The following is a 12,350-nucleotide window of genomic DNA, read 5'->3' as shown; positions in this document are numbered from 1 at the left end:
CAAGTATTAACCTTTAAAAAGGTAAGCAGGAATTCCTTTGACATTTGTTTTCACTCTAAATAAATGACCAGAATGAGGGAATGTATTAAACTCAGAATCATCCATCCCTATTCTAGCAGTAGTTATATACAATTCATCAAGGTTTTTTCCACCGAATGTGCAAGATGTCACGTTTTTTGCTGGAAGATTAATTTCATCTAATTGCTTGCCTGTATGAGGGTCCCAACGTGTTACCTTGCTGCCTCCCCAATGCGCAACCCAGAGCATGCCTTCTTCGTCGATCGTCATCCCATCTGGATATCCGTCTTCTTCTGGAATGCACACGACAATTTTTTCGAATGAGATGTCACCAGTTTCAGAGTTAAAAGTAAACATTTGAATATTGCGTGTAGGTGTGTCGATAAAATACATATATGCATGATCGGGGCTCCAAGCCAACCCATTTGAAATCGTGACAGGAGAGATCATTTTACTCGTTTGGCCAGATGGGTGATAGCAATACAAGGAACCTTGATTTGTTTTTTCATCAAGCGACATTGTACCTGCCCAAAACCGTCCAGCAGGGTCGCACTTTCCATCATTGAAACGATTGTTTGGTAGATGTGTTTCCGGATTGGTTAAAAAGGTTAAGTGATTAGATTGAATGTTGTAACGATAAATTCCATCTTGCATTGCTAACAACAGCTCACCTGATTGGCTTCTGACAACAGTACCGATATACTGCTCAAAAGCGATTGAATGATTCTCGCTTTTCTCTGGGTCAAATATATGGAGTTTCTTTTTTTGAATATCAACCCATAATAAGCGTTCGTTTTGATCATCCCAATGAGGTCCTTCTCCTAATGTAGCTTCTGCAGGATAGGCGATTTCTACTTGATAGGCCATGTACATACCTCCTATAATACCGTTTCTTGTAGCTATCATATCATTTTTGGCTTGTAATTTATAAAAAAATAATGAGGTTTAAGTTGCTTTTGATGTCTACGACTGGTCAAGGGTAAAGTAATTAGATACACTAAATGTAATAGTTTTACGGCTTTTTAAAGGAGAGTACATAAATGAGTGAGGTTAATAAAATAACGAATAAGCAGGTGCTAGTGGTCACATCTGTTTCTGCTGAGAAGGAAGCAATCGTACGTGGGTTGGGGTATTCTAGTAGGTTTGATGTCATCGTAGCAGGAGTGGGACAAGCTGCGTCTGCGGCTGTAACAGCAACAGCTTTAGCAAAAAAGGATTATGATTATGTCATTAACGCCGGGATTGCTGGTGGTTTTGAAGAAAAAGCAGAGGTCGGTTCCCTTGCTGTTTCAACTGAGGTGATAGCGGCTGATTTAGGAGCAGAATCTGATGATGGGTTCTTGAGTTTAGAGGAATTGAAGTTAGGTTCTTCAATAATAGAAGTAGAAAAAGAAGTCGTAACTCGTATGTGTGCTGAGGCAATGGCACAAGGGATAAGCGCTCATAAAGGAGCCATCCTTACGTTATCAACTGTGACAGGTACGCAGGAGACAGCTGATTCTCTCTTAGAGCGTTTCCCAGAGGCAGTAGCTGAAGGGATGGAAGGGTTTGGTGTGGCTGAAGCAGCGAAACAAAATCAAATCCCTGTAATCGAGGTTCGATCAATTTCTAATAAAGTGGGACCTCGAGATCGAGAGTCTTGGCGCATAAAAGAAGCGCTTGCTACATTAGAAAAAGCAAGTTCTATATTTCCGGAGGTGTTCAAATGAAGATTGCATTTTCTCCTTGTCCCAATGATACATTTGTTTTTCATGCGTGGGTCCATGGGTTAATACCAGGGGCCCCGAAGCTCGATGTGACCTATGCTGATATTGATCGGACAAATAACTGGGCAGCAGAAGGGAAAGGTCCAGAAATTCAAAAGATTTCCTATGCTGCCCTTCCTTGGGTGCTGTCTGATTATGCGTTAATCCCTTGCGGAGGAGCACTTGGAAGAGGGTGCGGACCACTTGTCTTAACGAAAGAAGCACAAGCCACTGCAGAAGCCATCTCAGGTAAAAGGGTAGCTGTACCAAGTGAACGCTCGACGGCATACTTATTGTTCCGGTTGTGGGCTGCACAAAATGTTCCAGGTGGAGTGGGGGAAATTGTTGTGATGCCATTTCATGAAATTATGCCTGCGGTTCAAGCGGGAGATATCGATGCGGGTCTAGTCATCCACGAAGCCCGTTTTACGTATCAACAATATGATCTTACTCTTTTGAGTGATCTAGGAAATTGGTGGGAGAAAGATACGGGATTGCCGATCCCGTTAGGGGCCATTATTGCCCACCGTTCATTAGATCGTGAGGCCATTACAAAGTGGGTTCGGTCATCCGTTGAATATGCTTGGGCTCATCCAGAAGTGTCAAAGCCATATATTATGGAGCATGCTCAAGAGCTTTCTCTTGAAGTTGCAAAATCGCATATTGACTTGTATGTTAATGAATTTACAAAAGATTTAGGAGAAGACGGGTATGCCGCAATTGAAGCGTTACTCGGAAGGGCAGCTGAAGAAGGGTTCGTTCCGAAGTTTGATTTAAGTGCATTAAGATAAGGATGGTTATGGGGTGCCTTAGAAGGTGTTTAACCTTTTAGGGCACCCTTCTTACCGATTCATTTCAGCCGTTTTTCGTTTAGGATATGATCGGATAGATATCGTACAAATAGGTCATCGCGTACGAGCCATGCTGAATGATTACGTTTAATGTGACGTTCAGCTTCTTCAAATGAAGAAAAAGAAGCCTCTTCTGATTGATTCTTTTCTATGATCCATTTTTCACTTGAAGGATAAATAAAATATCGATTTTCATCACGATCTACATATAAGGATCCAGATTTGCTGGCTTTTAGATTATGTTGATTTTTAAATGCATCTACTCGTAAAGAATCAAGTGGGAACGGCTCTGCTATGAATAGTTTATAGGCTTCTTCGATGAGTGAGCACCCTGATGCTTTGGCATGGCCACCGCCGCCAAATTGGCCAGCGATTTCTGAGACGTCAACATGATCGTGAATCGTACGAAAACTGATTTTCTTACTACCTACATTTAAAATGGCGATATAATCTAGATGCGGACTGTCCTTGCCTAATTCATTCCCTAATTCTGAATGATATGATTCAGCATGAACAATGCCAACGCAATAATTGCCAATAAATGTTTGCACAAGCTCTCTTCTTTTTCTCCTTATATACCGTTCAATTTTCGTTTCCTCCATGTCGAGGATTTTCTCTTCGAAGTCATCAAAGGAGAAGATATCCGGTTCTTTGAGGCGATTGAACATTCTTTCTTCAAATTCATCAATGGAAATCATAAAAAATAGATCGTTTAATCGTTTTGCTTTCAGTACGTCATGTTTTTCCCATTCCCAAGTGTCCCAAAGCCTCACTAGTTCAACAAATTCATCTAAAGAAGAAGAGCGGTCAAGCCACCCATGCTCCATTAAATATTCGTAGAATAATGAGGTTGCAGCAGCTAACCGACCATCTTCGTATTCGACTGTGACAGAACCCCATTTATATTCATTAAAATGAAGAGCTGTCTTATGGTGGTCCAATAAGGTGACGTTGCCGCCCTTTTTAACAAATTCATCAAGTCTTTTTTCATTTTCACTATGTACAGATAGGTCTGTGATGAGTAACACGTCATCTGATCTGTCTTTCTCTAAAAAACGCTCAATTTGAAAGTCTAATCCTTGGACAGAATTATAGCGGATGTCTACATCTGTTCCGAATGCTAAACGTGCCAGGATGCCGCAACCGACACCATCTAAGTCATTGTGAGTATATAATCGATACATCAATTACTCCCTCCTTAGCTTATAGTATGCTTATAGTGAGGAGGGAATATTGAATAAAAAAATAAAAATAGGTTTTGAGCTAGGATGAAAATGGAGTTAGTTTGGGGTTAAAACTATTTTGTTATTTGAGCTTGATCGTTAGCTATTTGGCGTTTGTACAGGAGTTGATTGACAATGGTCGCAACTATAATAGCACCAATTAACCCTAATAAAAGACCAACATAACGATAGGTGATGAAGCCGATGAGAAGTCCAATTGCAATAAATGATAAACCGATTGCCATAAGAGCCCTCCTTTAGTTTCCATATCCTAACACAATAAAAGACGTTTTATACGTTTTATGTTAGATTATTTACAAGAAAAATCGATGATCTCTTATTATATGCAAAAGGGAAATGTATAGTATTGGTAATGCAATTGTAACGTTTTTTAGAGGTTGAAATGGTATGATGGAAATAGACTGGTTATTTATTAGATTGGAGGCAGTTGCATGACAGCAGCGGTTGAACGAATTGAAAAAGTGATAGAAAACATCGAACTTGTCGTAGTTGGCAAGAGAAAAGAGATTGAGTTAAGCCTTGTTGCTCTCTTTGCTGGAGGGCATGTTCTACTAGAAGACGTTCCAGGAGTTGGGAAGACCATGATGGTTAGAACCATTGCTAAATCTCTTGGGGCTGAATTTAAAAGAATTCAATTCACACCAGATCTTCTGCCATCAGATGTGACAGGGGTATCAATATACAATCAACATAAGCAGCAGTTTGAATTTCGTCCTGGTCCTATTATGGCCAATGTGGTGCTAGCTGATGAAATCAATCGTACGTCACCTAAGACGCAATCAGCATTGCTTGAAGCTTTAGAAGAAAGTAGTGTAACGGTGGATGGAGAAACTCTTCAACTTGAAAAGCCATTCTTTGTGATGGCTACACAAAATCCAATAGAGTATGCAGGTACATTCCCGCTGCCAGAGGCGCAGCTTGATCGGTTCTTGATTAAACTTGATTTAGGATATCCTACGGCCTTAGAAGAACTAGAGGTACTTGAACGTCTTCAGCATAAGCATCCACTTGAGGACATTAAACCGGTTATGACAACGGCAGAAGTAGTAGAAATACAATCGGAAATCACGAAAGTTCTTGTGAGTGAAGATGTGAAGATGTACATGATTGATCTTGTTCATGAAACTCGAAAAAATCAGTTGGTTGAGCTAGGTGTGAGTCCACGTGGGACGATTGCATTAATGAAAGCATCACAGGCATATGCCTTTATGAAAGGAAGAGAGTATGTTCTTCCAGACGATGTAAAGCACTTAGCACCGTATGTGCTTGGACATCGCATGATGTTGACAGCTGAAAGCAAAATGTCTAATAGATCACAACAAGAGGTACTCTCTTCTATTTTAGAACAAGTGCGAATCCCTGTGAATCAAAGAAGGTTGACACGCTCGTGAATAAAGGGAAGGTAAACTTGCGTCTATTTGTGAAATACGTGTTTCTTTTACTATTTATTGCGGCGGCCTTTTCTTATGCAATGTTCCAAGGTGGATTTGTAAGTTGGTTTCTTTTTTATAGTGTTATCACCGTTGTAATTGCTACGGTTTTGGTGGCGGTCTATCCATTTCGAATTGTGAAAGTAGAACGGGAGATTCATCAAAATGTGTTACGAGCTGGTGAGTCTATGACAGTTACAGTCACGTTGCACAAGCGTGCCCTTCAGCCATTTTTTTATGTTAGGGTTCAAGACCTTATTCCAATGAAGCTCGGAACTTATGATGAATCTGGTTCGCTTTTTTTCTTTTCTTTTCAAAAGCGTCTAGTTTTTTCTTACAATATTCGTGACGTAAAAAGGGGCTCGTATTCATTTGATGAGTTGTCATTGGTGTTTGGTGATGTATTTGGTTTATTTGAAAGAGAGAAGAAGGTCTCTTGTCAAACGGAGGTCCTTGTCTATCCTCGCTTTCACGATTTACCATCGATTCCTGATGATGCCAGACCAAAACAATTAGAAGGGAGACGGATTCAGCGTTCTTTTGAGGAAGACCGATCTCTTGCTGGTGTTCGTCAGTATGTAGCGGGAGACAGAATCACTTCAATAGACTGGAAACAGTCTGCTAGATTGACAAAATTAATGACAAAAGAGTTTGAGTCTTATCAGGGCGAAGGGGTTGTAGTGGCATTTGATTCAGGTGCTATCGACCGAAATGAGTCTATCTTTGAGCATTCGGTTGAATTGACTGCTTCGTTAATGATCACTTTTACGGAAAAGCAACCAGGAATAAAGCTTGCAGTAAGGTTTACGGATTGGGTGTCATTTGAAGTCACTCAATCAACAATCTCAAAAGGCTTGATACCGTTGGCGCGAGTGGCCCCAAGTAAAGATGGGGCACCACAATATCATAAAGTTTACCGAGATTGGGCGGGAATGCGTGTTTACTACGTTTGTGTTGGATTAAATGAACAAGTATTAAACGTTTGTAAAACATTATTAGAGCAAGGAACTGCGCTTATCGTTTGTTTAGTTGCGGCCTCTTCTCATGATCGTTTGTTTATTACTGAATTAGAGAAACTTGGTATTACGGTTTTTATTGAAAATGAATAAGTTGAAAGGGGAGGGAGAGTCGTGCGTTTAGATCAAAAGCAAACCGAGACAGGAAGGGATTTTCTTCTATATGGATTAAGCTTCTTGTTGCTTATGGAATGGCTTTTACCGCTCCCGCACATTACAGATACTGGTTATATCTTTGTTTTTGTGTTAGTTACTGCTGTGTTTTTCTTTATTACGTTTTTACAATTGCCCGTCTTTGTATCTATGGTGTTAAAGTCGTTGGTTATCTGTTATGGGCTTTACTTAGTGTTCATAGATGGTCCATTTCTGTCCTTTGAATGGTTAGTGTATATTGCCACAGACATTATCATGAATATTGAGCTGATGTTAATCGGAGGCTGGTACGGACTAACGGATTTATTTAGGAGTTTTCTATTCTTTGTGTTGTTAGCTATTATGAGTTACCTTTTGTTTTATTGGACGGTTCACGCGAGGAGAGTGTTGTTTTTTCTCATTTTTACCGTTGTTTATGTTACTGTAATTGATACATTTACGATTTATGACGCTACATTTGCCATCATCCGTACGTTCATTATTGGTTTTCTTTTATTAGGTTTGGTCACAATGTATCGAATGATTGAGCAGCAAACGGTATATAAAGCACCTAAATTTTTGCCCGTCCGACTTGCGATGTTACTTGTGATGTTGATTGGTGTAGGAGGTCTGTTAGGGCTACTATCGCCAAAACCTGATCCACAATGGGATGATCCCGTTCCGTTTGTTCGAGCTGCTGTTGGAATGGGGGATAATGGCTCAGCTGAACTCGTTCAGCGGATCGGGTACGGTGATAATGATGAACAGTTAGGTGGTGGCTTCATCGATGATGACACCCCTGTATTTTTTGCTACTGCTTCAAGAGAACATTATTGGCGCGGGGAAACGAAGGATTACTATACAGGGAGAGGTTGGGAAACAACCACACCTGTAGAAAGAAAAGGATTTTTATATAGTGATCGCGCGCAAGGCATAGTTGAATATGAAGCGTTGGAAGCTGAAATCCACTTAACTGAACACTCAAGTGGATTCGATCATTTGTTTTACCCAGGGGAGTTGCAGCTAAGCAATCGGATTAGAGAATTCGAATTGTTTCAAGATGCGTATACAGGGAAAGCACGAACGTATCAAGGTGCCCAGTCTATGAGACTTTCACATTATCAGTATGAATACTTGTATCCTAGTTATCAGGTTGAAGGGTTGCGCCAGACGAATAATCAAGATCCCGAGGATATTCGTCATTATTATACGCAGCTCCCTGAAGATTTACCGGAACGAATACGAGATTTGGCTCTTGAGATAACGGAAGGGGAAAGTAATCGGTATGACCGAGCCAAAGCGATTGAATCCTACTTTGGTCGAAATGATTACCAATATGAGACCCAGGACGTCCCGGTCCCAAGCGAGGGACAAGACTATGTTGATCAGTTTTTGTTTGAAACAATGCGAGGGTATTGTGATAACTTCTCTACTGCTATGATTGTCATGCTGCGAACGATAGATATCCCGGCTAGATGGGCGAAAGGCTTTACTCAAGGCGAACTCGTCGATACAGATGGTCTTGAGAATGTATATCAGGTCACGAATGGAAACGCCCATTCATGGGTGGAGGTATACTTTCCAGAAGTAGGTTGGGTGCCATTTGAGCCGACGCGCGGATTTGATAATATGCTTGAGTTTAACGAGCCGGAAGTGGAGAGCGAGGAAACAGAAGAAGATTCAAGAGTAGAAGATGAAGAGGAAGAAACAGAACCGGAAGTGGAGGATGCTTTTGCTGACCTTGAGGGGGATGACGAGCAATCTTCTGCTAGTGCAGGAGCTTCACAAAACTGGTCGATTCCAGGAGGTCCGTGGATTTTAGCTGGTTTTGTTGTTAGTATTTTATTCGTTGTATTGGTGAAAAATAAACGGATTGTCCAATATTATACTTTAAGAAAATTTGGTCGGCGAGATGATAAAGAGGCCTTCTTGCAAGCGTACGATCGCTTACTTTGGTTATTGAAGTATGTTGGTTGGGAGCGTGAGAATGGAGAAACGCTCCGAGAATATGCAACGCGAATGGATAAACTTTTTCAAACGACGGAAATGATGAGTTTGACGATTGAATACGAACGGATTATGTATGGAGGTCAATCGATGGAGGGTAGTTGGTCAAAGCAAAAGCCGAATTGGCTTTCCTTTGTTCGGAAAATCGATTCTTGACCGGTTTGAAGCTCACTGATAAAATGAATCAGGGTTTAAAAAGTGTATAAAGAATCAACCTTCGTATATCCTTAGGAATATGGCCTAAGAGTCTCTACCGGATTACCGTAAAAAATCTGACTATGAAGGCAGAAAGACGAACTAGAATTTCTGCCTTCCTTGTTTATGTTCATTTGGACAAGTAGGGCGGATTCTAGTTCTTTTTTTGTATCGGGGTATACGAATGAAATCATAAAAAGGGTGGGAAAGCATGACTGAATTAAACCAAGAAATGATTGTTGTACTAGACTTTGGCGGACAATATAACCAATTAATCGCAAGACGTATTCGTGATCTAGGAGTGTACAGTGAATTGCACTCTAACAAATTAACAGCAGAAGAAATTAAAAACATGAACCCTAAAGGAATTATTTTCTCAGGAGGTCCTAATAGTGCTTATGTAGAGGGAGCTCCTAAGTGTGATCCGGCTATTTATGATCTTGGAATTCCAATCTTAGGGATTTGTTACGGAATGCAACTCATGACTCAACATTTCGGTGGGAAGGTTGATGCAGCGGATCACCGTGAATACGGCAAAGCAACGATTAAAGTTGAAAACCAATCCAAAATCTTCAAAGGGTTACCGATAGAGCAATCGACTTGGATGAGTCATGGTGATTTAATTACTGCCCCGCCAGAAGGTTTCGTTGTTGATGCGTTTAATCCTTCTACTCCAGTAGCGGCAATGAGTAACGAGGAGCAAAACCTGTATGGCGTTCAGTTCCACCCAGAAGTTCGTCATTCTGAATTCGGAAATGATATGCTGAAAAACTTTGCTTTTGAAGTGTGTGGATGTACAGGCGACTGGTCGATGGAAAACTTCGTTGAAGTAGAAATGGAGAAAATCCGTGAGCAAGTAGGAGATAAGCAAGTTCTTTGTGCCTTAAGTGGTGGTGTTGACTCTTCTGTAGTTGCTGTATTAATTCATAAAGCGATTGGTGATCAATTAACGTGTATGTTTATTGATCATGGACTTCTTCGTAAGGACGAAGCAGAAAGTGTGATGGAAACATTCAGTGAAGGCTTCAATATGAAAGTTATAAAAATTGACGCACAAGAGCGTTTCTTAGGGAAGTTAGAAGGGGTATCTGACCCTGAGCAAAAACGTAAGATCATTGGAAACGAATTTATTTACGTGTTTGATGAAGAAGCAGCGAAGCTAAAGGATATGGATTTTCTAGCTCAAGGTACCCTTTATACTGATATTATTGAAAGTGGTACAGATACTGCGCAAACGATTAAGTCTCATCATAATGTAGGTGGGCTTCCTGAAGATATGCGTTTTGAATTAATTGAGCCGCTTAATACGCTATTCAAGGATGAAGTTCGTAAGCTTGGAACAGAGCTTGGTATCCCTGATGAGATTGTATGGCGTCAACCGTTCCCAGGACCTGGTCTAGGAATTCGTGTACTTGGAGAGATCACAGAAGAGAAATTAGAGATCGTTCGGGAATCTGATGCAATTTTACGTGAGGAAATTAAAAAAGCGGGTCTCGATCGTGAGATTTGGCAGTATTTTACGGCGCTACCGAACATGCGTAGTGTAGGTGTTATGGGAGATGCTCGTACGTATGACTATACTGTTGGTATTCGTGCAGTTACGTCTATTGATGGGATGACATCTGATTGGGCGCGTATCCCATGGGATGTTCTTGAAATCATCTCGACAAGAATCGTAAACGAAGTGAAACATGTAAATCGGGTTGTTTATGATGTGACTTCTAAGCCGCCGGCGACAATTGAGTGGGAATAATTGGGTTAAAGACGAATGATTTTATATAAAAAACAAGAAACGTTCGTATTTTTGTTGACAAAGCATAGGGTGATTGGTACAATTCTTTAGGTGAAGAAGAATTGTATATGGTTATTCTTTTCGTATAATTGCAGGGATATGGCCTGCTAGTCTCTACCAAGCTTCCGTAAAGAGCTTGACTACGAAAAATCAATCTACCCCTTGTTTTTATAAGGATTTGAACGATTTTTTGTCAGTTAAGCTTCCAAGCGTGATGTATTGGAAGCTTTTTTCTGTTTATATTACGAGTAAGTCGAAAAAATGGAGGAACACAAATGGATCGTTATTTTGGTTTTAAAGAACATGGGACATCGTATAGAAAAGAGTCGGTCGCTGGATTAACAACGTTCTTATCAATGGCATATATTTTGTTTGTTAACCCTAGTATTCTAGCTGATGCGGGGATGGATATAGGTGCTGTGTTCACGGCTACTGCACTGGCAGCGGCGCTTGGGACATTGATTATGGGTGTTGTTGCTAAATATCCGATTGCCCTTGCTCCTGGAATGGGGCTGAATGCATTTTTTGCTTATTCGGTTGTTCTTGGGTTAGGAATTGAATGGCAAGTTGCTTTGTTTGGTGTATTTATTTCCGGTATTATTTTTATCTTAATTACAGTATTCAAAATTCGTGAAGTTATCATTAATGCCATACCTGCTGAATTAAAGTATGCTGCTGCGGCTGGTATAGGTTTGTTCATTGCGTTTATTGGTTTGAAAGGTGCAGGGATTGTTGTTCCTTATGAAGCGACAGCGGTAACGCTTGGTAACTTGCTTGCTCCGCCAACCTTGTTAGCTATTTTTGGTGTTGTGATCACAGTTATTTTTATGGTAAGAGGAATTAAAGGTGGGATCTTCTATGGTATGGTCCTGACGTCTTTGGCCGGTGTAATTACGGGTGTAATTGCTCCCCCTGAGGCGATTGTTGGATCGGTTCCGAGTTTAGCACCGACATTTGGTCAGGCATTTGCTCTTGATTGGTCTACTGTGTTTACTTGGCAGTTGCTTGTTGTTATTTTGACATTCTTATTTGTTGATTTTTTCGATACGGCAGGCACCCTTTATGCAGTTGCCAACCAGGCAGGATTTGTAAAAGACAATAAGTTGCCTCGTGCCGGGAAGGCATTACTTGCTGATTCAAGTGCAACTTCGATTGGGGCAATTCTAGGAACGTCTACAACAACGGCATACATTGAGTCTGCTTCAGGTGTAGCGGCCGGAGGACGTACGGGCTTTACATCTGTAGTGACAGCAGGGTTGTTCCTTGTAGCGTTGTTTTTCTCGCCGTTACTTGCGGTTGTCACAGAACAAGTAACCGCAGCTGCGTTAATTATTGTTGGTATTTTAATGGCTTCTTCATTGGGGTTAATTGATTGGAAGAAATTCGAAATTGCTGTCCCTGCATTTGTGACTGTAATTGCTATGCCGTTAACCTACAGTATTGCAACAGGTATTGCGATGGGCTTCATTTTATATCCAATTACAATGGTTGCTAAAGGAAAAGCGAAAGAGGTTCATCCTATTATGTATGTTCTCTTCTTTGTATTCCTTGGTTACTTTATTTTCTTGTCAGAATAAATATAGCAATAAGAGAAGCAGCACTCCTTAGTGGGGTGCTGCTTCTCTTTGTGGATAGGTAGATATCCATCGAGTTTGATCTGCATGGCACTTGAACAATAATGTATCTGTTTCAATGGAAATTGAGTTTCTTTGTGGATGGTAAAGGGGGCTCTCGTAATCGATCTTTTATCTTTCTGAGGAAGAACTTCCGAAAAAACTATTGACTATCTAGTTGGGAAGTGATAAATTTAATCTCGTTGTCGAAACGGATTTTCTTTTGTTGAAATAAAGAAGAAAAAAGTTGTTGACTTCATTGAGAAGAATTGTTATGATATTAAAGTCGCTAACAACGACACATGAG

General features: G+C 40.6%; 10 protein-coding genes and 2 riboswitches. Of the genes, 7 read left to right on the top strand and 3 right to left on the bottom strand.

Features of this window, described 5'->3' with window-relative positions:
- Nucleotides 1-6: 6 nt before the first annotated feature.
- Nucleotides 7-885 carry an SMP-30/gluconolactonase/LRE family protein gene (locus LQ50_RS19655; protein WP_034632591.1) on the bottom strand — a complete coding sequence of 293 codons (879 nt, stop codon included), beginning with the start codon at nt 883-885 and terminating at the stop codon, nt 7-9.
- Nucleotides 886-1,058: 173 nt separating this feature from the next.
- On the opposite strand from LQ50_RS19655, the gene LQ50_RS19650 reads away from it, so the two are divergent.
- Nucleotides 1,059-1,727: a futalosine hydrolase gene (locus LQ50_RS19650; protein ID WP_034632588.1), complete on the top strand. Its 669-nt coding sequence runs from the start codon at nt 1,059-1,061 to the stop codon at nt 1,725-1,727.
- Nucleotides 1,724-2,554, top strand: coding sequence for a 1,4-dihydroxy-6-naphtoate synthase (locus LQ50_RS19645; RefSeq protein ID WP_034632585.1), 831 nt, complete (start codon nt 1,724-1,726; stop codon nt 2,552-2,554). Before LQ50_RS19650 ends, LQ50_RS19645 begins: the two co-directional genes overlap by 4 nt.
- Before the next feature lie 59 nt (nt 2,555-2,613).
- Here LQ50_RS19645 and LQ50_RS19640 read toward each other — a convergent pair whose 3' ends face one another.
- Together LQ50_RS19640 and LQ50_RS25550 are read right to left on the bottom strand one after the other, a co-directional pair.
- Nucleotides 2,614-3,798: a DHH family phosphoesterase gene (locus LQ50_RS19640; RefSeq protein ID WP_034632583.1), complete on the bottom strand. Its 1,185-nt coding sequence runs from the start codon at nt 3,796-3,798 to the stop codon at nt 2,614-2,616.
- Nucleotides 3,799-3,911: 113 nt separating this feature from the next.
- Nucleotides 3,912-4,082, bottom strand: coding sequence for a hypothetical protein (locus LQ50_RS25550; protein WP_161784704.1), 171 nt, complete (start codon nt 4,080-4,082; stop codon nt 3,912-3,914).
- A gap of 207 nt (nt 4,083-4,289) precedes the next feature.
- Here LQ50_RS25550 and LQ50_RS19635 point away from each other — a divergent pair, with 207 nt between their 5' ends.
- From LQ50_RS19635 to LQ50_RS19615, 5 genes are all read left to right on the top strand, one after another.
- Nucleotides 4,290-5,249: an AAA family ATPase gene (locus LQ50_RS19635; RefSeq protein ID WP_034632580.1), complete on the top strand. Its 960-nt coding sequence runs from the start codon at nt 4,290-4,292 to the stop codon at nt 5,247-5,249.
- Nucleotides 5,246-6,397: a DUF58 domain-containing protein gene (locus tag LQ50_RS19630; RefSeq protein WP_052144879.1), complete on the top strand. Its 1,152-nt coding sequence runs from the start codon at nt 5,246-5,248 to the stop codon at nt 6,395-6,397. Before LQ50_RS19635 ends, LQ50_RS19630 begins: the two co-directional genes overlap by 4 nt.
- Nucleotides 6,398-6,418: 21 nt before the next feature.
- Nucleotides 6,419-8,599 carry a transglutaminase TgpA family protein gene (locus LQ50_RS19625; RefSeq protein ID WP_034632578.1) on the top strand — a complete coding sequence of 727 codons (2,181 nt, stop codon included), beginning with the start codon at nt 6,419-6,421 and terminating at the stop codon, nt 8,597-8,599.
- A 41-nt stretch (nt 8,600-8,640) separates the two neighbouring features.
- Nucleotides 8,641-8,742, top strand: a riboswitch (purine riboswitch).
- 107 nt (nt 8,743-8,849) lie between these two features.
- Nucleotides 8,850-10,391 carry a glutamine-hydrolyzing GMP synthase gene (guaA, locus tag LQ50_RS19620; RefSeq protein WP_034632575.1) on the top strand — a complete coding sequence of 514 codons (1,542 nt, stop codon included), beginning with the start codon at nt 8,850-8,852 and terminating at the stop codon, nt 10,389-10,391.
- 100 nt (nt 10,392-10,491) lie between these two features.
- Nucleotides 10,492-10,593, top strand: a riboswitch (purine riboswitch).
- A gap of 112 nt (nt 10,594-10,705) precedes the next feature.
- Complete coding sequence (locus LQ50_RS19615) at nt 10,706-12,007, top strand: NCS2 family permease (RefSeq protein ID WP_034632573.1); 1,302 nt, start codon at nt 10,706-10,708, stop codon at nt 12,005-12,007.
- Nucleotides 12,008-12,350: the final 343 nt, after the last annotated feature.

It is taken from the genome of Halalkalibacter okhensis (assembly GCF_000787375.1).
GTDB classification, from domain to species: Bacteria; Bacillota; Bacilli; order Bacillales; family Bacillaceae_D; genus Halalkalibacter; species Halalkalibacter okhensis.
Note: the sequence above shows the minus strand (reverse complement) of the source record. Positions and strands in the feature narration are given on the sequence as shown.